This window comes from Methylomonas sp. EFPC1 (assembly GCF_016925515.1).
GTDB classification, from domain to species: Bacteria; Pseudomonadota; Gammaproteobacteria; order Methylococcales; family Methylomonadaceae; genus Methylomonas; species Methylomonas defluvii.
Window position 1 is genome coordinate 2,276,557 of the sequence record NZ_CP070494.1, and the last position, 25,066, is coordinate 2,301,622.

Below are 25,066 nucleotides of genomic sequence, written 5' to 3' on the forward strand. Positions count from 1 at the left end.
GACAGACACCCCGCAAAAACGGTAACTGTCAGATCAGGTCTGAGCTAATACACCGCATCGGGATCGATACCCCGACTGACAAGTACCGTGCTCATTGCTTGTGTCAACAGGCCATGGCCTCTTTCCCGTTCCGACTCCCCGCCGTGCTTGATAGCCCAGAAGGGATCGAATCGGAGAGGTCGGCCATCGCATTTGCACTGCTTGTTCACTTCGGTGTGAAACGCCTTATCGAACGCTTCCGCTTGTTCGAACTGATGCCAGAAACCTTTTCCAGCTTGGATGTCCACCGGCGGCAACCAGCGGCGCTGGCGGCCGACCCAACGGTTCATCCGATCGATCAGGGTTTTACTTTTCGGAAAAAAGTGAATGGTGCCAACGCCGGGATAATAGCGAACGTCAAAATAACTACCGCCAATCCGCTTGCCGACCCGAAGTGCGTGAAAATGCTGCCGAAACACCGATACCAAACTTACTTCCGCTTCGGTCTTGCCGTCGAGCAAGGCAAATACCTTGTCGAAGTCGGCCAGCAGCCGTTCCGATTCCCAGTTCAAACCATTCTGGTAAGAACTCGAGCCATGACCCGGCAGAATGAAGCGCGTGGTTTTGATCCGCATACCCAGCGTGCGATGTTTATCATTGGATTTCCAGCCCATGTAAAACACCGCGTTATCGCTGTAATAGCGGGTGATCAAATCGAATACATCGCATACCATGCTCAGTTGAATTTCACCTTGCTGATCGATGATGCCTTGCAAAAAGCCGTAGATATTCGGTACGGTAAATTCCAAGGACTTCACCGTTTCGAAATCCGATTCCAAGCGTTTTTGCGCCGCCGACGACAAGCGCGACGTGACCTGTGTCGAGCGTAAAATGCTGACCCAGGCCCGATTCTTCAAATCGTGATAGCGTTTAAACAGCGTCCGCTTCACAGCGATGACAGGCGCTGATGCTGGTAGTACAGATGGCTCGGCCTCCGCTTGATCGAGGGTTTCTTCAGCATCAACGTCAGTTTCTAGTGTGAGCGCTTGCGCCGCCAACAATCCTTCACCGTGCCGCCGGGTTTTATCCGGATCGGCCAGCAACATCGCCGTAGCGAGGATTTCCTGCAACAGACTACCTTCGATCGAACCCCGGTTCGGGATCTTGCCAAGCAAGTCGTCGATGGTCGCTACCAGTGGCGCTACCCGATGATCCAGAAAACTCAAACCATCGAGCTTGTCGCGGATGCGTTTGATCGGCCTGAGTGCGTTGCGGGTGACTACGCTGTCGTTCTACGAGTACCTGCAAATCAAACAAGTGCAACTGCCACCGTTACCGCCATTAAAGAGCTTGACCGAGCTGTTCGACTGGACGCCGCCACAATTTTACCGGGCGCAGGAAATCGCCGTGCCTTATGTCGGCCATTTCCACGAGTATCTGATTCGCGGCGGTTTTCCGCTTCGGGAAATTCATTTAGCCGATGCAGTACCGACCCCAAATTGTTCCAGAGATTGGCATCGGTAGCGTTCAATTCAAGCGCGGCGGAAAACGCTTGGCGTGCCTCGGCAAAACGTCCGTTTTCCGTGAGAATGTTCCCCAGATCGTTGTAACGTTCCGGGCTGGATGCATCCAGTTGCAGGGCACGTAAAATCATCTCGATAGATTCCGCTGTATCTCCCTGCTGATGCAAGACTACGCCGAGATAGTGCAAAGCCTCTACATGATCCGGGTCGGCGGCAAGCATTTCACGGTAAGCGATGGCGGCATCGACAATCTCACCGGCCACGTGTTTTGCCGATGCTAAATCAAAGACGGTTTGATTTTTCAAGAGACTTCACCCAAGTTTGATGTGTTATTAAGAGAAGTAATCCTATCGCTGGTGGGTTGAGGGATTAAGTTAGCAACAGGGCACCTATCAGTCGCATCCCGGTCAAAATCCTTACACAGGTCGTATAAAAACCTGTGTAAGGAAATCATCCATTCTCATGACAAAGAAAAATGTACTGAATACAGTATTGCCAAACAGGAGATGCCGATGAAATCAATACAAAATGCAAGTCACACTCAAAATTTGCTGCACACCTTGTACAGCATGGCGTTTCTGGTCGAAGCCCGCGATCCTTATACCGGCGGGCATCTATGGCGGGTGTCGCAGTATTCGACGCGATTGGCATTGGCGTGTGGGTTTTCCAAACCGGACGCTGTGGTTGCTGGGTTGGGCGGCTTTTTACATGATTTGGGCAAAGTCGGCGTGCCGGACAGTATTCTTAATAATCCCGGCAAGCTTACCGATGCGGAATATGCCGTGATGAAAACCCATCCGGCCTTGGGCGCTCAAGTGTTAGAGTGGCATCCTTTGGCGCCGTTGGCAATGGATGTGGTGCTAAGTCATCATGAGCGCGTTGATGGCCGGGGCTATCCGTCCGGTTTAAGCGGCAGAAAGATTGCGGAATCGGCTCGTATCGTGGGCATTGCAGATGCCTTTGACGCGATGACCAGCACCCGACCTTATCGACGAGGAATGTCTCTGGTTGCGGCGATTGAACAAATCGAGGTGAATCTGGACAAGCAATTTGATCTGCATTTCGGCCGCCGTTTCATCGAGTTGGCACAATCCGGTGAACTGGATGGCATTATCGGACATAGCGACACTGGCATTCCGATGCGCGAATGCCCAATGTGCGGACCGGTTGTGGTGGTGCATAAGCATCAGAACGCCGGCGACAAGGTCTTCTGCCGGGTGTGTGGCAACGGCTTTGCTTTGGAAAAGCAGCAAGGCAAATTGGCTCTTAAGCCAACCATGCAAAAAGGCAGTGCAGCGGATTTACAAGCCTTGATCGATCATGACTTGCTGGCAAGATTGCTGGAGGAATCGCTGCCGTATTTACCGGTCGGTAGTGGCAACGGCAAAAGCTGGCTGCGGCAGCTGCGGGACTGGCTGTGAATCAGGTTTCGCCGCAACACCCGGCCTGTTTGCCGTGTAACTGCATCGGCGGACAGGGCACGCTACCATAGGATCAGAATACGCAACAATCGCCGGGCTTGGGTTTTAACAGGGTATGACAGCCCTGACACTCGTAAAACCATTGGCAGACATCGCTTGGCATGGTCTCGGTTTTACGGTGTCCGCAGTTCGGGCAAGTTAATTCATTCACTTCAGCCATTGGGGGCAAATCCATTCGGCCGCAAGAGCTGTCAATTGATCTCTTTCCACTAATAGCGGCTAAGCACCAAGAAGCCGCCGATTAACATAAAGACTATTGGCGAGCCGGTTTTGGCTCGTTCTGCGCGAACGCTATGTTGGAAATATCTCTCAGATAGCCGCCAGAGTAACCGGTGCTCCTTAATTCAGTCTTTATGCACCAGCGTTATGATGACATTTCCCTTTTTTCGCCCGGTATCAACGTAGCTGTGAGCCTCGGCGATCTGCTCGAACGGATATAGTCGATTAATGACCGGAATGAATGCTCCCTCCTCAGCCAGTTTTGCAAGTAAACGCAAATCCTCTGCACGCTCGGCTGCTGGCCCGGCGATGATTTTCTTATTGCTCGTCATTGATACCCATGGAATCGGAAGCATGTCTGGCAGTCCAGCTAGTGCTTAGTTGCGTTATTAAGCGCTAATAATGTAATCTTGTAGGGATGTCACGAGTAGCCCCAAAAATTGAGTGTTCCGCGGAAGTACGGGCAGAGTTAGAGCGGCGCGCAGCGAGCCGAACGGAAGAAGCTCGAATGGTCGAGCGAGCCCGAATGATTCTGGGCTGTCTGGATGGCGCGCAAGTCCAAGCGGTTGCCGCGCAATGCCGAACGCGAGCCAATACAGTCATCAAGTGGCGAAACCGCTTTATGGCTCAGGGGCTTTTGGGGCTGTCAGACGAACCTCGGCCGGGCGCACCGAAGACGTATGATGAGCATTTTCGACAGCGTGTCTTGGCAATCCTTGAACTGCCACCGCCAAAGGGACAAGCCGTCTGGGATGGTCCCGCTGTAGCTAGGGCCCTGGATAGTTCGGTTTACGCGGTTTGGCGCGTGCTCCGTAAGGAAGGGATTTGTCTGCAACGACAGCGATCCTGGTGCGTCAGTACCGACAAAGAATTTGCGGTAAAGGCGGCGGACATTGTTGGCTTGTATTTGAGTCCGCCCGAGAATGCCTTAGTCATCAGTGTCGACGAAAAACCCAGTATCCAAGCGCTGGAACGAATGACCGGGTACGTTGAAACCGACAGTGGCAAGATCGCGCGCGGATTCCAGAGCACCTATAAGCGTCATGGGACACTGAATTTGTTTGCAGCTCTGCAGGTCGCAACCGGTATGCGTTTCAGTTGGCGGTTGGTGCCATGTGCCCCTGGTGTGCGTCGGTGATGACCGATTTGCAAAAGAAAGTCCAGGAGATGAACCAAATGTTCAGCAACTCCTGCCGGTTGGCACAGGGCCTGGTTAACGATACTGTCAAAGCCTTCGATCTGCAAAGTAAGACCAATCTGTCCAATGCCTCGTTTACCCAAGGCATTTCGGATGTGTTTTCCAGCTGGACCAATACCAGCACCTTGGGTGATCCGGTACAGCAGGTCAAGCAAAACGACCCTGCCGACATGACCAAGATCATTCAAGGCAATTTGGTGTGGCGGGCCTTGGTCAATCAGAACGCTGGCGGCTGGTTTCGCTTCGGCGGTAACAGTTTGCTGGAAGCGGCGATGAGTATTTCCGGTACCGTGATCGTCGATGCCCCGCAAGCCGCACCCGATGGCAAAGGCGAAAACAATGCCATCAGCGCGCCGCCACCGGTGCTGCGGATCAAGGATTTGATGTACGGCAATGACGTCGGCAATAGTTATCAAACCGTCAGGATGTACACCTGTTCGGATGGACACGATGCCGATCAGTGCCTCAAACCCATTGTCCAGAACGTCAATCTGGTGGGCTTGAAGCAGCGGGTGATGGAGATCTTGTTGGGATCGGCCAATTCCGGCAACGGCTTGATTTACAAATTCTCGACCAACAGCGGCCAGATCACCGACAGCGAAAAAGCTTTCATGCAAACTGTACCAGATGCCATCGGCGCCATGATCCATAACTTGGCAAGGGAGGATGCCGGCATTGCAAAGTTGTGGGCCGAGGAAGCCGCGCCGGTGATTGCTCTGGAATTGGCGCAATTGATCGTCAACGATTTGCTGAACGCCGTGCAAACCGCGGCGCACATGAACGACCATGCCTACGCCAAATTGCTGATGGATGCCTTGAAAGACGCCCGCGAGCAGATTCAAGACGAGTACGTCACCATCGCCGGACGCTACGGCAATCCGCAAACCTTGATGGCGTTTTACCAGCAGTTGATGACCACCGTGAAGCCGAAACACTACGGTACCGTGGCACAGTTGCCGGCGTCCGGGATGGCGTGGCCAAGTCCTTAAACGCTCATTCCCCGTCCTCCCCACGATGCATTTCTCCCTCTTTCATTAAAAGGCAGGTCGCCCATGTTTGAAATTTTCTCCGTGGGCGATTCCGCCTATTTGCAAGCCGTACTCAATGCCATCGCGATGATCTCCGGTACCGGCGATTACCGCACAGCAGCGGCCGTCGGCGGTTTGATCGGCGTCATCATCGTCATGCTTCGGGCCTTGTTGCAATGGGATGGTCGCGGTATTCGCTATCAGGATTTACTCCTGGCCTATGTATTGTGGCTGATGCTGTATGCACCGTCGGTGCGGGTGTCAATTGAGGATGCCTATACCGGTAGCGTGGTGGTGGTCGACAATGTACCCTTGGGTCCGGCAGTCGTGGGTAGCGTGATGTCGAACATGGGCTATCGAACCACACGGCTTTTCGAACAAGGCTTTGGCACACCGTCGATGACCGGCAATGGCTTTGCCGACAGTTTGCAGACTTTGACGGCGGTGCGGAAGAATCTGCTGTCGCGGGTGAATTTAGGCGCGGCCAACGTGCCGAATGCCGGCAGCGATATGGAAACCTCGTTTGCCAATTATGTCCGTGAATGTACCCTGACCGGGGTGGACTTGAATCAGAAATCGGTGGATGCCATCTTACGCGATGCCGATCCCTTGAATGCCATCCGCTTCGATTCCGACATCTATATGACCCAAATCTATGTCGGAGGGCAACCACAAACCAAAACCTGCACCGACGCCTGGGCCGATTTGAGCATCGTGGCCAACGGCAATTTTGCGACAGCGCTGGAAGGGTTGTTGCAACCGACCTTGGGCGTACCGGCGGCGGCCGACACGGTGCCGAAAATCCAGGATGCCTTCGATGCTCTGGCGGGGCCTGGCGTGGTCGATGCCGCTGATTACATGCTGATGTCGGCCATCATGCCGATGTTCGAGAAAGGCGTCATCGGTCGGCATGAAGACGGCTTACACTGGAACAAGGCGGCGATGGTCGAACAAGCCATTCAGCAACGCAATACCCAATGGGCAGCTGAACAAACCCTGTTTGCCAAGATCGTCCGGCCCATGATGGCGTTTATCGAAGGTTTGAGTTATGCCATCGCACCGATCATGGCGTTTGTGGTGATGCTGGGCAGTGTCGGCATCCGGATGAATATCGGCTACTTCTCGATGCTACTGTGGATCCAATTGTGGATGCCGATTTTGGCGGTGGTCAGCGCAATGTTGATGCAATCCGTTTCTCCGGTGTCCAGATCAATGTCCAAATGTGGTGTTATGGATTCATGCCATACCGTTAGCCAACCTGAATCAAATGCGTGAGCCAGCGCTTGTTCACCTGGCGCAGATTTGCCCGGTAACACTTCTTGTTTCACCGATTCGGGTACGAAAACCTGGCCAAATAACTTCGGTAGCCAGATTAAACCCTCCACCAACGCCAGTCCGATCAATGGGCTGGCATCGACAATTACTTTTTTGGTCATCCGCGATCAGGCTTGGTTGAGCCACTGGTCCAGAGTGTCCAAATCATCCTCGACTTCATCAGCCGTTTGCTCGATGACGGAAATACCCAGGCGCGAGACGTGCGCAATAAAGTTTGCCAACGGCATATCGGCCAGTTTAGCGGAGCGGGCAAGGGACAGGTTACCGTCCTTGAAAAGTGCCGTTGCCAAGGCTTTACGCACGCCCGGCATTCCAATGATTTTGGCGGATTTGAGACCGACCATCACCGCATCAGGTTCGTTTCGATTCATAACCAAGACCATATCCTCGTGAGCCATGCGCAGAGCTTCGCTGGGGTTGTTCTTTAGACCGCTGACATTGACCGTTTTCATAGTCTGATTACATAGGAAGATTGGATAGGTGGATTATAATCCTCTAAATGAAAATTGCTGCATAAAGTTTTCTCCCTGGACAATGATCTCCTATGTGGCCAAGACAACGTTGCTCCTAGGAGCCTGTCGGACTTTAGCGCAGTAGATCTAACCGCGACATCGGTTTGGTAAAATAAGGAGGGTCAAAAGATCAGATATACGGAGCCTGTGATGAGTCGATTCATTCCCGTCAACCGCCATCAACTTTACGTGCTACCGCCTTCGGTGGACGAATGGCTGCCGGAGGCTCATCTGGCCCGTTTTGTTGTCGAAGTCATCGAGCAACTGGATCTGAGCCAATTAACCAGCCGTTACCAGGGACGCGGCAGTGCGGCCTATCATCCCTCGGTGTTGCTGGCGCTCCTGGTGTACGGTTACGCCACCGGCGTGTTTTCCAGCCGTAAGATCGAACGAGCGACCTACGATTCGGTGGCGTTCCGTTTCCTGTCCGCGGATACGCATCCCGACCACGATACGCTGGCCCATTTCCGCAAAACCTTCCTGATCAAGCTGGAAGATCTGTTCGTCCAGGTCCTCAGCCTGTCCCAAGCGATGAAGTTGGTGAAACTGGGGCAAATTGCGCTGGACGGTACGAAAGTGAAGGCGAACGCCTCCAGGCATAAAGCCTTGTCCCACGGTCACATCGAAAAGCTGGAAGCGCAGCTGCGGAACGAGGTCCAGGTCTTATTACAAAAGGCCGCCGAAACCGATGCGGCGGACGACCGCGACGGTCTGGACTTGCCGGCCGAACTGGCGCGGCGTGAAGACCGATTGAAAGCCCTGCGCGATGCCAAAACCCAGATCGCCGAGCGGGTCAAGCCGCGCGATGAGCAGGCACAAAAGGCGTATGAGGCGAAGATTGCCCGCCGGGAAACCGGGCGGCAGGCCGGCAAAAAGCCCAGAGGGCCGGAGCCCAAGACCCCGGAAATAGGCCCCAAGCCTGACGACCAAATCAACCTGACCGACGAAGAATCTCGCATCATGCCCAGTCATGAAGGCTTCGTGCAAGGCTATAACAGCCAAGCCGCCGTCGACGCCGACACGATGCTGATGCAAAAGCCGCCCATCATGCCAATCCGAAGATGCTTAACAACGTTTTGAAATGGAAACTTATGCTTAAGATTTTTTGAAGGAACAATTAACATCGCAAGCTCGCCATAATGATCTTGAGGCGAGTTTACGACGATGCCAAAAATTCTATATGTTCGAAAAACCACTCTTTAAGCTGTTTTTCGCCCATCCTCTGAATTTGGCCTTGTTTTTTTACTTAATCTTATGAACGGAAGGAATCCTTGTTACCCGGAGCGCCCCTATCATACTGACCGTCAAATAGGTGAAAGACAAACCATCGTTCTACAACCCAAGCAAGCCTCGATATTGACCAGACAGGAATAGGAACGGCGGTTTTTGGCGGGTAGGTTGCGGGAGATGGTTAGGTTGAATGATAGGGGCTGTTGCCTTTTTACATCGGTAACCATGTAGTGGTCTAATAAAAATGGACACCCAGATAAATGCACAAGCCAGGGCGATAGCACCTTCAAAATTGCGTTTTAGTTTGTCATATCGGGTGGCAATAGCTCTAAAATGTTTCAGTCGCGCAAATACGTTTTCAACGAGGTGGCGATATTTATAGAGACACCAGTCCATTTCCTCATTCCCGACTATTGAATTTTGTTTTCTTGGGATGATGGGGACTGTGCCTTGGTCTCGAATTTGAATCCGTAACGGCTCGCTGTCATACCCTTTGTCTGCAATCATGTAGCCCGCCTGGGGGAGCTTGGCCACAAATTCCGGCGCTTCTTTGCAGTCATGTACTTCGCCCCCCGTAATCGAGAACTGGATGGGAAGTCCACCGGCATCAACCGCCATATGGATTTTGGTCGTGTTGCCTGCGACCGATTTCCCGATGGCTGTTGGATTTTCATGGGCGCCGCCGCTACTGTGTTGATGGGCTTTAATAATGCTGCCATCAATAAATAGCCATTCCAAATCAGGCTCAATCACTAGCGCCTGAAAGATACCCCTCAGCTTTTCTTGCAGTGACCAGGCATTGAAGCGCTTGTACACGGCATTCCACTTGCCAAAAGCGACGGGCAAGTCTCGCCAAGGGCAGCCAACACGCAAGCGATAAAAAATCCCTTCGACCGTTTGCCGAAGACCGGGGTTGTCGTAAATGCTGAAACTCAACATAATCGTTTTTAGCTTTTCCCAGTGGGTATCTGTAAGCAGTTGGCGTGGCATTCGCTAGTTATCGTTTGATTGAAAACTCAATCAATATGGCTCGCCAATCGATTTTCAAAGGGATTATGACAAAATGGCAACAGCCCCTAATGAAATTGCAGAGATGAGCAAAGTCGTTGATATTGTCTGTCGCTAACCGAAAACCGTAGTGACGGGGGGCTGTTTTTAGTCGACCGATAAGCGATTGACGCCGCTAAACAGTGCGCCGGGCGACGCGGTCAGACTGCAAGCCGACGGCCTCATCAGCAAACAGGAACTGGCCGACCGCATAGTCCTGTCGGCATCACCCTGCCTGCGGCGGGTGCGAGCGGTGGAGGAGGGCGCCTGATCGTCGGCTATCGGGCCTTGTTGGATGCCAAAGCCTTGGGTCTGACACTGATGGCCTTGAGCCACATTCCGATAGACCAACACACGTCGGAACGTTTCAACACATTCGAGGCGGCGGTTGCCGGCATTCCCGGCGCGACCGTAGCTTCTTGTTACGGCGGGTCGTGGATAAGACGGCGTTTCCGGTGGGGGTAGGACCATGATCATTCCGAATCCACTGCTGGGCAGAGTTTGCAAACATGGCAAATCACTGACTCAAACCGTTACACAAAAAATGAACGCCGCAATTATCATTCAACGCACAATTACTTCCGATGGCTTAGTCTGCCTTCGCTTAGGCTCAAGGGCGCACTGTTAAAACGTTTGACTGCAATCGGCTCGCCTACTACCATCCATCCACCAAAATCAGCTCCGGTAACAGCCTCAAAGCACCAACCCCACGGCTTTTAATCTTGCTGGCCGAACTAATCGATGACCACCCCTTCAAGGATCAGATGAAAACCTATTTGACTTGTTTAAGCGCAATTTTGCTTTTGCTCAGCGCTTGCGCCGGTTCGCCGCCGCTAAAACCGGATACCGTAGCACGCGGCGATTACAGTTACCTCAAGACTCATTTAACATGGTTGATCGAGCAGGAAATGTCCGAACAAGACGTGGCAGGTTTGAGTATCGCCGTGGTCGACGATCAGCAGGTCGTTTGGGCGCAAGGTTTTGGTTATGCCGATCAAGACAACGGGATTGCCGCGACACCGGAAACGGTTTATCGAACCGGCTCCATCTCCAAGCTCTTTACCGATACGCTGGTCATGCAACTGGCGGAGCAGGGCAAGCTGGATATTGATCAGCCGCTACAAACCTATCTGCCGAATTTTGCCATCAAAAGTCGCTTCCCGGATGCCGGACCGATAACGCCGCGCAACATCATGACCCATCATTCCGGTTTGCCGGGTGATAGAGGCAATGGCATGTGGACTAACAACCCGGCGCCGTTCAGTCAACTGGTCGACCCACTGAAAGACGAATACGCCGCCTATCCGCCCAATCGCATCTGGGCCTATTCGAATCTGGGCATCACCTTATTAGGGACGATGTTGGAACGGCTGACCGGCGAGGATTTCAGCACTTATGCCGACCGGCAGCTATTAAAACTACTGGGTATGACGCATGCGGCATTTTCGCCGGGCATATCGGGAGAACTGACTTCCAAAGCCTATAAGAATGATCAGGAAAAGGCCGAAGTGGCACTGCGCGATATGCCGGCCGGCGGCTTAAATGCCAATGTTTTGGATCTAAGCCGTTTTATCGCCATGGTCTTGGCGGACGGCAAAGCCAATGGCCGGCAACTATTGAAGCCGGAAACCCTACATGAAATGCTGCGCCAGCAAAACCGGGACCTGGCGCTGGATGTGGGCAACAAAACCGGTTTGGGCTGGTTCCTGACCAGCAAGCCCGGTATCGGCGATGTGGCCGCACACGGCGGAGCAACGCTTTTTCACCGTAGCCTGTTGACGGTGTTGCCGGAACACAAATTGGGTGTAGTGGTGTTGGCGAACTCCCCACCCACCGGCGATTTGATCGACAAAGTCACCGATAAGGCATTAAAAATGGCGGTTGCGATAAAAACCGGCCAGCCTCTGCCGGATGACATCGAAACGCCTGAAATCGAAACCCGCGGTTTAACCGCGCAAGAGCAACAATTGGGGGCAGGGCAGTATGCAACCGCGCTAGGCTACATCAAGTTAACAGCCGATGGCGACACCTTGGTCACCGAACTGAACGGCAGCAGTATGGATTTGGTCGGCAGGGACGATGGCAAATTCGGCATTCGCTACAAACTGCTGGGCTTGATTCCAATACAACCAAAGCAGCTGGCCGAGGTTGGCTTGTCGATACGGCATGTCGACGGCCATGATCTGGCGTTGGCCCATTGGCACGGCCAAACCTTTGTATTGGGCGAGAAAATCCAACCCGTACCGATTCCCGCCGCCATGCGTAGCCGTCTGGGTGAATACGAGATTGTGAATCTTGCCGAAGGCGAGGCGATGGTTCCGGAAAAATGCGCGCTACGCGAGCGGGACGGTTTTTTGATGCTGGAGTATTCCATTCCCACATTCGACCTGAATAATCTGACCCTCCCGATTGCACCGGTATCGGAAAACGCCGCCGTCATTCTTGGGCTGGGGCGGGGCATGCAGGAAACCGTGCGGCTGGAGACGATTAATGGTCAAGAATTTGTGGCTTATTCCGGGTATTTATTGCGGAAGAAATGAGCAAAACCTTTAGGATTAACAGTTGCCAGTTAGGGTTTAATGAGTGTTCCCAAGCTTGCCATCATCCAGCAATAAGGTATGCCGATGAGTGAATTTATCGCCTATCTGCCCGAAATGTTCGAACTGTTCGGCACCATTCAGATCCGTAAGATGTTTGGGGGCTATGGTGTCTACCACGATGGCTTGATGTTCGCGCTGGTGGCGGACGATACTCTGTATCTCAAGGCGGATGCCGAGAATGCCAAATTTTTCGAGGAACAGGGGCTTGCGCCATTCGAATATCAGCGGGAAGGCAAAATGACGAAAATGTCATATTACCAAGCGCCGGCCGAGTTTATGGAAGACCGGGAGCAGGCCGTTCTGTGGGCGCGGCGCTCGTACGACGCCGCGCGTAGAGCCCAACGTAAAAAACGCAAAAGCAAAACGGACACGACAGTGATACGTCATTTAGACTGATTCAGAACACCTAATATCGAATAATGTTGAACCCCTCTTCCTGCTGAGGGGCGACGAAGAAACTTGTGATTAGGTCAAATTCGGTATCAGCCACTACAAAAGCGTGAGTGCCAGACGCGTTTCTCGCACGTAAACGTGTCAAGCATTTGTCGTCCGATACATCAAGAAAATGCAACACATGCCTTGATTCGGCTCTGTCGATAAGAGATCTCATCCATTTTCGGTTTGCGACGGTGTTGGCTGGAAAATCCAATACCACGGACACACCTATTCGAAGCAAATCGGTCACGTGTGGACCGATCGCGTCACGCAAATTCGAAGCACATCGAACATAGTCCGCCACAGTCTTGATGTCGTCTGGATATAGATGTACAAGCCAAGTGTCCTCGCTGAGGATCACCGTGTCCGGCGTCTTGGCCAGTTCCTTTGCCAATGTCGATTTGCCAGAGGCGATTTTTCCGCAGAGCAGATGCAATGTTGGCAGTAGCTTTGGCATTTTATATGGCTCCCAGTAAGTCAGTGCCATACGAATTATCGATAACACAAAGCCACTTGCCGACAGGGTCTTCCCGAAAGACATAGGTGGCGCGCCTTGACATGCAATTCGCTACACCGGCAGCATCCGCCGTTTCCAGAACGGTTTCCATGATCACTAGAGCCGTATTTCCGCTCTGAATGACATGCATCGCGCCTTGTTTGACCACAAGACTATGGTTGAAATATTCGGTGATCGCGAGGAACGCCTTATGGATTTGTTCCTTGCCTGTAGCAATCAAGCCTGGCTTGATGACGAGCGTTGCATTGTCTGCGTAGAAAGCCATCAAGGTAACGAAGTCCTCTTCAGTGATTGCTTTGTCAGCAGCTTCGATAATTTGTTTAAGTGGATGGTAAGCCATATCGATCTCCTTGGTAGGTTAAGGCACCAAGAGACAGGCAATATTGAACCCGCCTCAGGGCGGGTTGCAGTAGAAAGTAAACGTGCTAACCCACCATTGTTGAAATGGTGGTAATAATAGCCAGCAGGGTTGGGAGGACGTTAATCATGATGGGATGCTAACAGAAGCTATAGTGCCGATCAAACGATAAACTAGCTGAGCATTTTTAGTAATTCGAATCTGCGTGCAATAAAACAACGCTAACAGATCGAGCCGCAGTTAGTATTGCTGGAACTAGCGGAACTGGAACAGGCCGTGCGGACCTATCCCTTTCCCGACGCGGAAACCCAGCCCGATACATTGCACCTGAATTTTTTGCTGTCCGCACCGGCCAACCCCGACCTGGCCGCGCTGGCTGCCATCTAGAAAGACAGCGAACGGTTTAGTCTGATCGATCAAGTTTTCTACCTGCATGCACCGGAAGGAATCGGCCGCTCGAAACTGGCGGCCCAGGCCGAAAAGCGCCTTGGTGTGGCGATGATCGGCCGCAATTGGCGAACGGTTTGCAAGCTCGTCGAACTGGCGAGAAGCATGACACTCCCAAACGCCGCGGATCGATAAGCCAAGTGCGAGACGGCATTTGGTTTACCCGCGCATTCGTCATGTGCTTGCCCAGTGCATGCGGCCGCTCGGGCTCGTTCCCATTTCTTAACGTTTGGTTGGCAAATTCGGCGAATTTGTCGAGAACTGATGCCGCCGTGATAATTTCGTGATTAGATTTACGGCTCCGCTTGGCCGATAATCAGCTTTATTTTGTCTAAAACCGCCAACCATGCCGCCTACGAAACACCTGCTCCTGGTCGAAGACGATCCCGACATTGCCGGCCTGCTGGCCGCCAATTTGCGCGAGGAAGGCTACAGCGTGGATTGGGCGGCCGACGGCGAGGCCGCGCTGGCCGCGATTGCCGGCAATCGTTACGACTTGTTGCTGCTGGACGTCATGCTGCCCGGTGTGGACGGCTTGGAAATTTGCCGGCGGGTGCGGGCCGGGCTGGTTTATACCCCCATCATCATCGTCAGTTCCAAATCCAGCGACGTGCAACGGGTGGTGGGTTTGGAAATGGGCGCCGACGACTACATCGTCAAACCGTTTGCATTGGCCGAGGTGGTCGCTAGAGTACGGGCGCTGTTGCGGCGGGTGGCGGCGTTGAGTGAACCCATCGCCATTCAAGCAGATGCCGTTCTGGTCGCTCACGGTTTGCGGATCGATGTGCAAAGCCGCACGGTGGTTTTGGACGGCCAAACGCTGGCGCTGACCGCCCGCGAATTCGACTTGCTGCATTTCTTCGCTCGCCATCCGGGCCGTATGTTCACCCGGCTGGAACTGTTGAACCAGGTCTGGGGCTACAACCACGACGGCTACGAACATACCGTCAACTCCCACATCAATCGCTTACGCGCCAAAATCGAAGCCGATCCGGCCAAACCGGCGCGAATACTGACGGTGTGGGGCGTTGGTTACAAGTTTGCCGAAGCGGACACCGCCGACGCATGACGCTGAGCTTCCAAAGCCGCATCGCTCTATTGTTCGCGGCGCTGTTCGTCGCGGTGCAGGCGCTGACGGTGGCGTGCATTTACGTGGCGGTGCGAGACAACCTGTTGCACCAACTCGACCAGGACTTGCGCTACGCCGAGCAAGCCTTCCGGCAACTGCTGGTCGAACGCGCCGAACGAGTCGCCGGCGAGGCCGGCTTGCTGGTCGCCGATTTTGGGTTTCGCAGCACCGTCACCGGCGGCGACCCGGCCACCATCGCCTCGGCCTTGGAAAACCTGCTGCTGCGCATCCACGCCCAACGCGGCTTATTTATCGATCCACAATTTCAGGTGCTCGCCGATAGCGCCGGCCAGTGGCAAGGCCAGCCGTTTCCGTATGCGCAAGCCTTGGCAAACACCGACGCCACCCGCTCACTGGTCTGGTTCGGCGTGTTGGACGGCCGCTTGCAGGAATGGGCGCTGGTGCCGGTGTCGGCGCCGCTGCCGGTGGGCTGGGTGGCGGTGGCGCAGGCTGTCGACGAGCAGCGTATCGCCCGATTTCGGCAAAACTCGCTATTGCCGCTGCACATCGGTTTGGCCGAACTCAGTGCCGACGGCGGCCGCCTGCTGGCCGCGTCGGCACCGGACGCGGCCCTGGCCTTGCTGCACAGCTCGACCAACCGGGCGCTGGCGGCCACGGTCGATACCGCGCAAGGCCGCTACCTCGGCCGCATACTGACGTTGCCGGCGGCCGGCGGCGATCAAGGCGTCGCCGCATTGCTGCAAATCAAGTTCACCGATGCCTTCGCCGGCTACCGCCATATGCTGTTACTGGCGGCCGGGGTGTTGCTGCTCGGCCTGTTGACGACGCTGGCTGGCAGCGTGGTCATCGCCCGCAATCTGTCGCGGCCGCTACGGGCCTTGGCCGGTGCCGGCGAACGAGCGGTCAACGGCGATTTCGCTGCCTCGCCGCTGACCGGCCGCAACGACGAATTGGGCAGACTGGCCGATACCTTCGTTCGCGCCGCCCAACTGGCCGGCCAACTGGGCGAACTGCGCCAAAAAGACCAGGAACGCCGCGAACTGGTGGCTTCGATGTCGCACGATTTACGCACGCCGTTGGCTGCGTTACGCGCTTTTCTCGAAACCATGCAGCGCAAGGCCGAGACCTTGCCGGCCACCGAACAACAGCATTTTCTGGATACCGCGTTGCGCCAGACCGAAAAAGTCAGTCGGCTGGCGCAGGAACTGTTCGAACTGGCCAAGTTGGAATGCGACGACGCCAGCTTGAATCCCGAACCCTTCAATCTGGCCGAATTGCTGCAAGACGTCGCCCAAAAATACCGGCTGCAGGCCGAACAGCGCGGCGTCAGCTTGCAAGCCGAACTGCGCCCGGAATTACCACTCATCAGCGCCGATATTGGCCTGATCGAGCGCCTGCTCACCAATCTGATCGACAACGCCTTGCGCCACACCCCGCCAGGCGGCCGAGTTCGGCTGGACGCCTGGCCGGCGCGCGGCCGGATAGCGGTGGCGGTGCGCGATACCGGCATCGGCATCGCCCCGGAATATCTACCAACCTTGTGCGATTGGGACTCGCCGCTGGCCCGCCGCGCCCGCGCCGACGGCGGCGGTTTCGGCTTGATCGTGGTTGGTAAGATCGCCCAGTTGCACGGCGGCCGCTTGCAAGTGGATAGCACACTCGGCGTCGGCAGCGAATTTCGTTTCGACTTACCGCTGGCTGATCCCACCCGCACCGCGACAGGCAAACCGTAAACATGCTGTTATTGGCCGCTCGATTCCCGGTCCTGCCAAGCTCATTCCCGCAGCAGCGGAAAACCTGGAAGTCACTTCGCCTAATGCTGTCGGTTGGGTTGCCGACGTTTTTCGGTTTGATGGTGCAGGTCTGCCAAGCCGACGACGGCCAATTTCCGGAAGTGACCTGGCACGGCCTGCTGGACCTGCGCTACCAACACAGCGACGCCGCGCCGGGCGAGTTGGAGCACGGCCTGGGCAAGTTGCGCGCCGGCGACGAGCGCGACCGCTGGCGGCTCAACGAAGCCGCCGCTACCTTGCAAGTCAGACTGGACTGGGATTGGATGCTCAACGCCACCATCAAATACGCCGACCGCCAATCAACGCCGTTGGATTTGACCGAAGCCTATCTGGCCTACCGGCCGGTCGGCGCCGCCGGTTGGCGTTTGGCCGGCCGGCTGGGCATGTTCTTTCCGCCGATTTCGTTGGAAAACACCGGCACCGCCTGGAGCAGCCCGTACACCTTGAGCTCGTCGACGATCAACGCCTGGGTCGGCGAAGAATTGCGCGCTTTCGGCGGCGAGTTGCGGCTGGATTACCAAACCGAAACCGGCGATAAACTCGGCGTGTTCGGCGCCGGATTGGCCAATAACGATACCGCCGGCCTGATGCTGGCCTGGCGCGGCTGGAGCTTGCACGACTTCGAATCCACGTTGACCGGCCGCCTGCGTCTGCCGGAGGGCATTCGCATTCCGGCGCTGTTTCCCAAGCAGGCCAACGCCAGCCAGACCTTCGTCGAAGTGGACGGCCGGCCCGGCTTTTACGTCGGCGTCGCCGCCGAACGGCCCCAGCGTTACACGCTGCGCGCACTGTATTACGACAACAACGCCGATCCGGCCGCTCTGTCCGCCGGCCAATACGGCTGGCACACCCGCTTCTGGAGCCTGGGCGCCAAAGCCGAATTGCCGTGGGAAACCACGCTGATTTCGCAAGCGCTGACCGGCCGCACTAGCATGGGCGAGTTGCTCGGCGACTTGCGCGCGGTCGATGTCGGCTTTTGGTCGGCAAGCTGGTTGGTGAGCCGGCCGCTGGGCGACGGCCGTTTCAGCGTGCGCTACGAACGCTTCGGCAGCGACGAACGCGATTACCTGCCGCAAGACCGCAACGGCGAACACGGCCAGGCCTGGACCGTCAATTACAATCTGACTTTTGCCCAGCACCATCAATTGAATGTCGAATTCAGCCGCATTTTCAGCGCCCGCCCGGCGCGGCAGGAACGCGGCGAAGCCGCTTATCAGGAGGACACGCTGTGGCAAGTCGCTTACCGGCTGTTTTTTTAACGACTTGGGCTGTAGTCGCGCCGGCCGCGGAATTGGCGGGCAAGGCCGACGCCGGCGGCCGGCCGCTGGCCGATCTGGTGGTCGCCGCCCAAGCCTTGGATGCCGCCGGCCGGGTCAAAGCGCCGCCGACGCCGGCGGCCATGGCCTTGGACCAGAAAAGCCGCGAGTTTGTCCCTCACGTGTTGGCGGTGCGCAGCGGCACACCGGTGTATTTTCCGAACAGCGACGCGATCAAGCACCACGTCTATTCGTTTTCCGCGGCCAAGCGTTTCGAGATCAAACTGTATAGCGGCGTGCCACGCGAACCGGTAGTGTTCGACCGCCCCGGTATCGTCGCGCTGGGGTGTAATATTCACGACTGGATGCTGGGTTACGTCTACGTCAGCGATGCCGATTACCTGGCGGTTTCGGACGCCGAGGGCCGCTGGACGCTGGATTTGCCGGACGGCCGCTACCGCTTGAGTTTCTGGCATCCGGACGCGGCCGAACAACCGGCCGACCAGGTCGTGACCGTGCCGACCAGCGAATTGCCGGTCACGTTGGAACTGAAAGCCCGCTTTCAGACCGGCAAGCCGCCGGCCAGTTTGCAAAATCAGGGCTACGGCGACGGGTTTTGATGCGGTGCGATACCGGAATGCAAATTTAGATTTGCGGTCCAAAACGGATATGGGCGACGGCGAAACAGCTAACGGGGAATCCGCCATTTCGCCGTCAAACCCGCTGATTTGAACTTTGATCTAACATCGAGTGGCTGCATGATAAAAAATCCCGTTCGTCCAGAGCTTGTCGAAGGATGAAGGGGATTTTTCCGTTGTCTGGTTACTCCGATCGTGGCAGGCCACTCACGCTTCGACTCCGCTCAGCGCGAACGGCCTGTAATCAAGATCAACTAAGCGTAATGCCAACCCCTCCTTGTTACCGAAACGCCTAACGCCCACTTCAAGCCGGCAAAACCGACACCGCCGCGCGCTTCCGCAACCAGCCGAACAACGGCAACACGCTGCCGAACAACCAGGCCGCCGCCGGAACCGGGACTTGCGACACCGCGCTGATTTGCAGCAGTGGCGTATTGGCGCCGGGCAGATCGGTAAAGTTGTAACCGGCCGGCGTTCCTAATCCGGCATAAACCGCGAAGTCATGGTTAGCCTGGATGGTACCGTTTTGCGCCGGGCTGTCCAAGGCATTGGAACCTACCAAGAAGGCCGCGCCGGTGGTGCCGTCCAGTTCGGTGCCGGCGTCCCAGATGCTGCTGCCGTTCTCGACGAAGGTGCCGCCGGTGAAATGACCTTGGGCGTCGAACAATTCGATTTCGGTCGGCGAGTCGTTGCCGACGAAGCGGTCGTTGGACGGCACTACCATCGCGAAATAACTCAGGTAACGGTTTTTCACCGGGTCCAGGTCCAGGGTGACGCTGCCTTTAGCGCCGGGCAGGAAAATGCCGGGGCCGAAGGCATTAACCGCCGCCGTCACCGTCGCGCTGGTGCCGCCGGCCGCGAATGCAGAGGACAAGCCGGCGCCGCTACCCATCTCGGCAATTGCTTCGATTGCCGACGAAGCCGTGGTGCCTAAGTCGAAGGCATCGAAGGTACCGTCATGCAAGGCGATGAAAAACGGACTCAAGGCCGGCCCGTTGGCAGCAGACAAATTGCTGAAACTCAGCGTGACCTGCGCGGCCTCTGCCGAACTTAAAGGTGCCGCACTGGCCGCTAACAACAGCGCCGACAGCGTAAAAGCATGGTTTTTTTGCATCGTGATTCTCCTTAATATGAATGCCAAATGGCGCGGCCATTGTGCAATCGGAAAAGTCACGAAATCTTCACGGGGAGGTCAAATGCACGTGAGATGTGAGCTGTCTTTGGGTCAAATGCCAGAAGGTATCAGTTCGGTCAAAAACAGCCAGACGGAACAGAATTACCAGTCTTAGATGGAAGGCATTGGGAGCGTTGAATTCACGAACCACACCGATCACGAACGATGTGCTTCACGCTGTTCAGATTATCCATGGCCCTCCGGATTTTCGTTTTTGTTGCAAAACGATCAGGATTGCCGAATTCGTGCCGCTTGCTGCAAATCGGCTATCAGTTGCCGCGGCTCTTCTTGATAGCGGCGCATGAGTTCCGGAGGGGCTGCCGTATGCTTGTCGTAAATGACGCTCCAGCGGCTAATTTCGAGTAGCACAGGCACCAGATCGAGCGCTTTTTCCGTTAGCTCATAAAACACTTGGCGTTTGTCTTCGGGCTTGTGTTTACGGATGACGAGTCCGTCCGCTTCCATTTTTTTCAGTCGCGAAGCCAAAATATTGGTTGCGATTCCTTCTTTCGAAGTCATCAACTCCCGGTAGTGCCGTTTGCCACTTAGCATCAGATCGCGGAGTACGATCAGCGTCCACCGGTCTCCGAACACTTCAAGGGCATAATCAATTGGGCATCTATTTTTGATCTGGGATTCGGACATTTGCTTTGTTAACTTGCATTTTGCAATCGAAACAGGATAATTAGTTGCATATTGCAAGTATATCAATCGAAGCTTATTCCGCAAACCACGTTCATCAGGAAATCGTATATGTCGCCAATAAATTCTACTGCCACCAATATTTCGTTGCTTCGGATATACACTGCGCCTTGCATCATTGTCGGCTCGGTCGCAGCTTGGTTATTCTGGCTATTAGCCGGTGAACATCGGGCTTTCCCACCGGAGCGGCTTATTTCTCCAATGGCCGCGCTCTTTATGCTGACGGCTTTGGTATGGCTGATGATGGTCGTCGCACGCAATGTTGCCGTTATTCGAGGGCATGCGTCGATCAGGTATTTCGCGGATTACAAGGCGGATATCCCGGATGATGATCGATTCGAGCGTCCGGCTCGAACGTTCAATAATCTAATGCAAGTACCAGCGCTTTTTTATGTGATTTGCCTATTGATGCTTGTCGAGAAAGAAGCGGACAACGCTCAAATCGCGCTTGCCTGGGCTTTTGTTGTACTCAGGTATGTCCATGCCGTCATTTATATGGCGGTAAACTGGGTGCCGTATCGCTTTGCGACTTGGGCTTCAAGCTGCATCGTTCTGGGCGCACTTTGGTTTCGCTTTGTGACGGTGGTTGGGTTGGGATAAGCTTGGAAGGAATCCAGGCGATGGTTGTTACAAAAAACCGAGCATCGCCGCTTTAACGGCCGCTGCGGTTTTGTTGCTGGCATTTAATTTCGTCGCGGCATTGCTGATATGGAAATTGACGGTCCGCTCGGTGATTTTCATGATGCCGGCGATTTCCCCGGCGGTTTTGCCATCGGCAGTCCAGCGTAGTACCGCAATCTCGCGGTTCGATAGTTTGGCATCCGCTTCCGGCAGCAATTTGGGCAACAAGCGGCGCGATAAGGCAATATGCGCATTTTGAGTCAACCAAGCCATTTTGAAAACTTTGGCCGCAAGCTCGGTTTCGCTCAGCGGCTCATCGGACCGTGCCAACGTGAGCATGCCAGTGGCGCCGGGGACATCCCGCATGGATTGCGCCCAACCGTAACGCAAGCCGAACGAACGCGCTTCCTCCCAAAACGCCGCCGTCGACGCGAACAAATCGTCCGTCCACAGGATGGGCTGCGAGGAGCGGAGGGCGTGTTTGACGGTGGGATCGATCGCACAATAGTTTTTAGCTTGATATTGCGCTTGCCAAGCCGATGGATAATTACTCACTTTCACGATCTTCGGATTGCTCAGCGGCAGCGCCAACCGGAGTCCGTAGGCGCAGTAATCAAAACCCAATTCCGCACCTAACGCAGCGATGGTTTGGAAAAGCAGATGCTCGCTATTGCTGGTCTGCAATGCTTGAAGTTGAATTTCTTGCCAAGGTTTCATGGGAATACCGTCGTTAGAACTGTTCCAAAGCTTATCCTAAAGAGGGAAAACACCGAAACACAATGTCCGGACTATTTACCAGCAAAGCAAAATGGCGATATAAACTGTCAATATTGACAGTTGTTAGGCCAATGTAAATAGCGTCTAATCCGGCAAAGAGGGCAGGTGTTTTAGCTTTGTCCTGTATTTTGTTTTAAGCCAATAGCCACCCTTTGATTGTTAAGCCGTAACCATGACTTTCGATATTTTTATTGCCGATACCGACGCGGAAATTCAAGCCTGTTTTCCGGTGTTCAGCGAGTTGCGCCCGCACCTCAAGCAAGAGCAGTTTCTAGCCCAGGTTCGCCGCCAGCAACTGCAGTCCTACCAAATTCTGGCTGTTAGACAGCAGGGTGCCGTTAAAAGCGTGGCGGGTTTTCGTTTCGCCGAGTTTTTGGCCTGGGGCAAAATACTGTATGTCGACGATTTAGCCACCCTAAGCGGCGAGACTGCGCAAGGTTTCGCCGGCGCCTTGCTCGACTGGCTGATAGCCCATGCCAAAGCCCACGATTGCCGGGGTGTGCATCTGGATTCCGGCCATCAGCGCTTTACCGCCCATCGCTTGTATCTTAACAAGGGCTTTCAGCTGAGCAGCCATCACTTTTCCTTAACATTCAATCCCTAGCTTTGCCATGAAAATACTGGCTTTATCCGGCAGCTTGCGGGCGGCGTCTATCAATTCCGCCGTGCTGCGTGTCGTAAAACAGTTGGCACCGGCCTCGATTGAAGTCCGTCTGTTTTCGGGGCTTGGCGACTTGCCCTTATACAATCCGGATTTGGAAAGCGCGCTTCCGGCCATTGCGAAGCAATTGCGCAACGACGTAGCCGCAGCGGATGCCTTGCTGATCGCCAGCCCCGAATATGCCCACGGCGTGACCGGCACCATCAAAAACGCGCTGGATTGGTTGGTGGCCTTCGAGGGCTTTGTGGATAAACCTGTGGCAGTATTGAACGCGACGCCGCGCGCCCATCATGCCGATGCCGCGCTCCGGGAAACCTTGGTCACGATGTCGGCCACATTGATCGAAGCCGCCTCGATCACCTTGCCGCTGCCGAGCGCCAACATCGGCGAAGCGGAGCTATTGGCCGTGCCGGAAATCGTTTCATTACTGACCGGCGTGTTAACCAAAATCCAACGCGCGGTAACGCTATTGCCGGAAATGAAGCCCTTCCTGGGCAGCAGCCTTTATATCGATAGCCAACATCCCGAGATCATCGCGCAAGCCGCCAAGTTGGCGGAGGGCTGCGCCGATGAGGAACAAATCGCCAAACGCTGTTTCGAATTCGTCCGCGACGAGATCAAGCATAGCTGGGACTACCGGCTGAATCCCGTGACCTGCAAGGCTTCGGAGGTGTTGAGCCACGGCACCGGCTATTGTTACGCCAAAAGTCATTTGTTGGCGGCGCTATTGCGCGCCAACGGCATTCCGGCCGGATTGTGTTACCAGCGTTTGACGCTAGACGGCGACCAGCCCCCTTATTGCCTGCACGGTTTGAATGCGGTTTACCTGTCGCAACACGGCTGGTACCGGGTCGATGCGCGCGGCAATAAGCCCGGTGTGGAGGCGGACTTTTGCCCGCCGCTGGAAAAATTGGCTTTCCCGATTGTGAATCCCTTGGAACAAGACTTGCCCGGCATCCATGCGGAACCCTTGCCGGCCGTCGTTAAAGCCTTAACCGAACACCGAACCGTCGAGCAGGTGTATGACAACTTGCCGGATGTCGACCGTCAAAATCATACTGTCTAACAGAAGCAAATATGGCCAGAAATATTGAAATCAAAGCGCGAATCGACAGCGTCGAATCACTATGGCCGCTGGTGGTCAAGATCGCCGATGAAGGACCTATCGAAATCATTCAGGACGATACTTTTTTTCCTTGCCCCAACGGACGACTGAAACTTCGCGCCTTCTCCGATTATGACGGGCAACTGATTTTCTATCAACGCCCCGACAGCGCCGGCCCCAAGCAGTCTTTTTATGTGATATCTCCCACCGCATCGCCGGATGCACTCAGGCAAAGCTTGACGCTTGCTTATGGTGAAAGCGGTAGGGTGCGAAAACACCGCACATTGTTCATGGTCGGCAAAACCCGAGTGCATTTGGATAAAGTCGAAGGATTGGGTAATTTTCTGGAATTGGAAGTGGTGCTTGGCGAGGGTGAACCTAACGAAGCCGGTGTGGTAATTGTGCACGCATTGCTGGAAAGGCTGGGTATCTCTGATCATCAGCTTATCGAGGAGGCTTATATCGACCTGCTTGCCAGGCTGGCGGTTGAAAAACCAGAAATCAAACAATTCACTTGAATACTCATCAGAGATTATTACCATGGACGTTTCGCAATTACCTTTCAATCAGTTGATCGGTTTACGGCTAGCCAACTCGGATAGTGGCTTTTTAGTTTGCTTACCGGGAAACCCTCGATACGCCAATCATCTCGGCACCGTCCACGGCAGCGCATTATTGGCGGTTGCCGAAGCAGGTTCCGGAGCGTTTCTTTCACGGCAGTTTTCCGATACCTCAGGCATCGTTCCGGTGGTCAGAAAGCTTGAGGCCAAATTTCGCAAGCCGGCATTAGGGCAGGTTTCGGCCAGATGCAATGTCTCCATTGCAGAGACTGAGCGCTGGTCTTCTGAGTTGACGGCCCGAGGCCGCGTAGTGGCCGCAATTCCCGTTGAGGTTGTCGATGGGGCGGGAGTGGTGGTCATGTCGGCCGTCGTCGAGTGGTTTATCGCTCAAAACGCAACCAATTAATCGAAAAAATTTATGCAAGCAATCGACCGCTCATCCGCTGAGCACTACACATGGGGCGACGGCTGCGACGGTTGGCATCTTGTAAAACGAACCGACATGTCGGTGATCTCCGAGCGCGTGCCGCCCGGCGCAAGCGAAGTACGACATTTTCATGCCAGCGCTCGCCAGTTTTTCTATATTTTGGAAGGTTGCGCCATGATGGAAGTAAACGGCAAACGCATCCAATTATCCGAAGGACAAGGCATTGAAGTCGCTCCAAGGACGCCACACCAATTCATCAATGAATCCAGCGCTGATGTCTGGTTTTTGGTGATCTCTCATCCCACCACAGTAGGCGACCGTACTGAGGTTTAACATCGCCGTTAATCCGAACG

26 protein-coding genes and 4 pseudogenes are annotated in these 25,066 nt (G+C 54.8%); 19 read left to right on the forward strand and 11 right to left on the reverse strand.

Features of this window, described 5'->3' with window-relative positions:
* Positions 1-44: 44 nt before the first annotated feature.
* Positions 45-1,205 (reverse strand): DUF4942 domain-containing protein, encoded by a 1,161-nt coding sequence (locus JWZ98_RS10530; protein WP_240348312.1) that lies wholly within the window; start codon positions 1,203-1,205, stop codon positions 45-47.
* An 83-nt stretch (positions 1,206-1,288) separates the two neighbouring features.
* Entirely contained in the window at positions 1,289-1,807 is a 519-nt protein-coding gene (locus JWZ98_RS10540; RefSeq protein WP_205454231.1) for a tetratricopeptide repeat protein, read from the reverse strand.
* Positions 1,808-2,014: 207 nt separating this feature from the next.
* Between JWZ98_RS10540 and JWZ98_RS10545 the strand changes: the two genes are divergently transcribed.
* Entirely contained in the window at positions 2,015-2,923 is a 909-nt protein-coding gene (locus JWZ98_RS10545) for an HD-GYP domain-containing protein (RefSeq protein WP_205454232.1), read from the forward strand.
* Between the two features lie 76 nt (positions 2,924-2,999).
* Here the strand turns inward: JWZ98_RS10545 and JWZ98_RS23160 are convergent.
* Positions 3,000-3,143: pseudogene (locus tag JWZ98_RS23160) on the reverse strand (GDCCVxC domain-containing (seleno)protein); the annotation flags it as partial.
* 184 nt (positions 3,144-3,327) lie between these two features.
* The gene (locus JWZ98_RS10550; protein ID WP_205454233.1) at positions 3,328-3,534 is read right to left on the reverse strand and encodes a zinc-binding dehydrogenase; all 207 of its coding nucleotides are present in this window, start codon (positions 3,532-3,534) and stop codon (positions 3,328-3,330) included.
* An 86-nt stretch (positions 3,535-3,620) separates the two neighbouring features.
* Between JWZ98_RS10550 and JWZ98_RS10555 the strand changes: the two are divergent.
* The 3 genes and pseudogenes from JWZ98_RS10555 to JWZ98_RS10565 all read left to right on the forward strand — a co-directional run.
* Positions 3,621-4,292, forward strand: a pseudogene (locus JWZ98_RS10555) (IS630 family transposase); the annotation flags it as partial.
* A gap of 47 nt (positions 4,293-4,339) precedes the next feature.
* Complete coding sequence (locus JWZ98_RS10560) at positions 4,340-5,389, forward strand: conjugal transfer protein TraH (protein ID WP_240348313.1); 1,050 nt, start codon at positions 4,340-4,342, stop codon at positions 5,387-5,389.
* A 63-nt stretch (positions 5,390-5,452) separates the two neighbouring features.
* Entirely contained in the window at positions 5,453-6,703 is a 1,251-nt protein-coding gene (locus tag JWZ98_RS10565; RefSeq protein WP_240348314.1) for a conjugal transfer protein TraG N-terminal domain-containing protein, read from the forward strand.
* A gap of 167 nt (positions 6,704-6,870) precedes the next feature.
* Here the strand turns inward: JWZ98_RS10565 and JWZ98_RS10570 are convergent, their stop codons facing one another.
* Positions 6,871-7,215, reverse strand: a complete 345-nt coding sequence (locus tag JWZ98_RS10570; RefSeq protein ID WP_205454235.1) for a UPF0175 family protein — start codon at positions 7,213-7,215, stop codon at positions 6,871-6,873.
* Positions 7,216-7,425: 210 nt separating this feature from the next.
* On the opposite strand from JWZ98_RS10570, the pseudogene JWZ98_RS10575 reads away from it, so the two are divergent.
* Positions 7,426-8,307 (forward strand): annotated as a pseudogene (locus JWZ98_RS10575) (transposase); the annotation flags it as partial.
* Positions 8,308-8,748: 441 nt separating this feature from the next.
* Here the strand turns inward: JWZ98_RS10575 and JWZ98_RS10580 are convergent.
* Positions 8,749-9,495 (reverse strand): annotated as a pseudogene (locus JWZ98_RS10580) (IS5 family transposase); the annotation flags it as partial.
* 184 nt (positions 9,496-9,679) lie between these two features.
* Here JWZ98_RS10580 and JWZ98_RS23165 point away from each other — a divergent pair.
* The 3 genes from JWZ98_RS23165 (at position 9,680) to JWZ98_RS10595 (ending at position 12,548) form a co-directional block, all read left to right on the forward strand.
* Positions 9,680-9,823 (forward strand): winged helix-turn-helix transcriptional regulator, encoded by a 144-nt coding sequence (locus tag JWZ98_RS23165; RefSeq protein ID WP_240348316.1) that lies wholly within the window; start codon positions 9,680-9,682, stop codon positions 9,821-9,823.
* Between the two features lie 451 nt (positions 9,824-10,274).
* Positions 10,275-12,092 carry a serine hydrolase domain-containing protein gene (locus JWZ98_RS10590; protein WP_240348318.1) on the forward strand — a complete coding sequence of 606 codons (1,818 nt, stop codon included), beginning with the start codon at positions 10,275-10,277 and terminating at the stop codon, positions 12,090-12,092.
* 84 nt (positions 12,093-12,176) lie between these two features.
* Positions 12,177-12,548 (forward strand): TfoX/Sxy family protein, encoded by a 372-nt coding sequence (locus JWZ98_RS10595; RefSeq protein ID WP_033158739.1) that lies wholly within the window; start codon positions 12,177-12,179, stop codon positions 12,546-12,548.
* Positions 12,549-12,558: 10 nt separating this feature from the next.
* On the opposite strand, the gene JWZ98_RS10600 is transcribed toward JWZ98_RS10595, so the two are convergent.
* The gene (locus JWZ98_RS10600; protein WP_033158713.1) at positions 12,559-13,044 is read right to left on the reverse strand and encodes an ATP-binding protein; all 486 of its coding nucleotides are present in this window, start codon (positions 13,042-13,044) and stop codon (positions 12,559-12,561) included.
* 1 nt (position 13,045) lies between these two features.
* Complete coding sequence (locus JWZ98_RS10605) at positions 13,046-13,444, reverse strand: nuclear transport factor 2 family protein (protein ID WP_033158712.1); 399 nt, start codon at positions 13,442-13,444, stop codon at positions 13,046-13,048.
* Positions 13,445-13,708: 264 nt separating this feature from the next.
* Between JWZ98_RS10605 and JWZ98_RS10610 the strand changes: the two genes are divergently transcribed.
* From JWZ98_RS10610 to JWZ98_RS10630, 5 genes are all read left to right on the forward strand, one after another.
* Positions 13,709-13,849, forward strand: coding sequence for a DUF1697 domain-containing protein (locus tag JWZ98_RS10610; RefSeq protein WP_165385959.1), 141 nt, complete (start codon positions 13,709-13,711; stop codon positions 13,847-13,849).
* A 406-nt stretch (positions 13,850-14,255) separates the two neighbouring features.
* Positions 14,256-14,978 (forward strand): response regulator transcription factor, encoded by a 723-nt coding sequence (locus JWZ98_RS10615; protein WP_205454237.1) that lies wholly within the window; start codon positions 14,256-14,258, stop codon positions 14,976-14,978.
* The gene (locus JWZ98_RS10620) at positions 14,975-16,732 is read left to right on the forward strand and encodes an ATP-binding protein (protein WP_205454238.1); all 1,758 of its coding nucleotides are present in this window, start codon (positions 14,975-14,977) and stop codon (positions 16,730-16,732) included. The genes JWZ98_RS10615 and JWZ98_RS10620 overlap by 4 nt, the downstream gene beginning before the upstream one ends.
* An 83-nt stretch (positions 16,733-16,815) precedes the next feature.
* On the forward strand, positions 16,816-18,051 hold the full coding sequence (locus tag JWZ98_RS10625; protein WP_205454239.1) for a hypothetical protein: 1,236 nt from the start codon (positions 16,816-16,818) through the stop codon (positions 18,049-18,051).
* The gene (locus tag JWZ98_RS10630) at positions 18,021-18,668 is read left to right on the forward strand and encodes a methylamine utilization protein (protein WP_205454240.1); all 648 of its coding nucleotides are present in this window, start codon (positions 18,021-18,023) and stop codon (positions 18,666-18,668) included. The genes JWZ98_RS10625 and JWZ98_RS10630 overlap by 31 nt, the downstream gene beginning before the upstream one ends.
* A gap of 322 nt (positions 18,669-18,990) precedes the next feature.
* Here JWZ98_RS10630 and JWZ98_RS10635 read toward each other — a convergent pair whose 3' ends face one another.
* Together JWZ98_RS10635 and JWZ98_RS10640 are read right to left on the reverse strand one after the other, a co-directional pair.
* On the reverse strand, positions 18,991-19,800 hold the full coding sequence (locus JWZ98_RS10635; RefSeq protein ID WP_205454241.1) for a spondin domain-containing protein: 810 nt from the start codon (positions 19,798-19,800) through the stop codon (positions 18,991-18,993).
* 288 nt (positions 19,801-20,088) lie between these two features.
* Positions 20,089-20,505, reverse strand: coding sequence for a helix-turn-helix domain-containing protein (locus tag JWZ98_RS10640; RefSeq protein WP_205454242.1), 417 nt, complete (start codon positions 20,503-20,505; stop codon positions 20,089-20,091).
* A 108-nt stretch (positions 20,506-20,613) separates the two neighbouring features.
* Here JWZ98_RS10640 and JWZ98_RS10645 point away from each other — a divergent pair, with 108 nt between their 5' ends.
* Positions 20,614-21,162, forward strand: coding sequence for an MAPEG family protein (locus JWZ98_RS10645; protein ID WP_205454243.1), 549 nt, complete (start codon positions 20,614-20,616; stop codon positions 21,160-21,162).
* A 27-nt stretch (positions 21,163-21,189) separates the two neighbouring features.
* Here JWZ98_RS10645 and JWZ98_RS10650 read toward each other — a convergent pair whose 3' ends face one another.
* Positions 21,190-21,900, reverse strand: a complete 711-nt coding sequence (locus JWZ98_RS10650) for an autoinducer binding domain-containing protein (RefSeq protein ID WP_205454244.1) — start codon at positions 21,898-21,900, stop codon at positions 21,190-21,192.
* A gap of 232 nt (positions 21,901-22,132) precedes the next feature.
* Here JWZ98_RS10650 and JWZ98_RS10655 point away from each other — a divergent pair, with 232 nt between their 5' ends.
* Genes JWZ98_RS10655 through JWZ98_RS10675 form a run of 5 tightly spaced genes read left to right on the forward strand, consistent with a single transcriptional unit; the run spans position 22,133 to position 25,046 of the window.
* Entirely contained in the window at positions 22,133-22,564 is a 432-nt protein-coding gene (locus JWZ98_RS10655; protein ID WP_205454245.1) for a GNAT family N-acetyltransferase, read from the forward strand.
* 7 nt (positions 22,565-22,571) lie between these two features.
* Positions 22,572-23,687: an NAD(P)H-dependent oxidoreductase gene (locus JWZ98_RS10660; RefSeq protein WP_205454246.1), complete on the forward strand. Its 1,116-nt coding sequence runs from the start codon at positions 22,572-22,574 to the stop codon at positions 23,685-23,687.
* A gap of 11 nt (positions 23,688-23,698) precedes the next feature.
* Entirely contained in the window at positions 23,699-24,244 is a 546-nt protein-coding gene (locus JWZ98_RS10665) for a class IV adenylate cyclase (protein ID WP_101052368.1), read from the forward strand.
* A gap of 22 nt (positions 24,245-24,266) precedes the next feature.
* Positions 24,267-24,692 (forward strand): DUF4442 domain-containing protein, encoded by a 426-nt coding sequence (locus JWZ98_RS10670; RefSeq protein ID WP_101052369.1) that lies wholly within the window; start codon positions 24,267-24,269, stop codon positions 24,690-24,692.
* A gap of 12 nt (positions 24,693-24,704) precedes the next feature.
* The gene (locus JWZ98_RS10675) at positions 24,705-25,046 is read left to right on the forward strand and encodes a cupin domain-containing protein (RefSeq protein ID WP_205454247.1); all 342 of its coding nucleotides are present in this window, start codon (positions 24,705-24,707) and stop codon (positions 25,044-25,046) included.
* Positions 25,047-25,066: the final 20 nt, after the last annotated feature.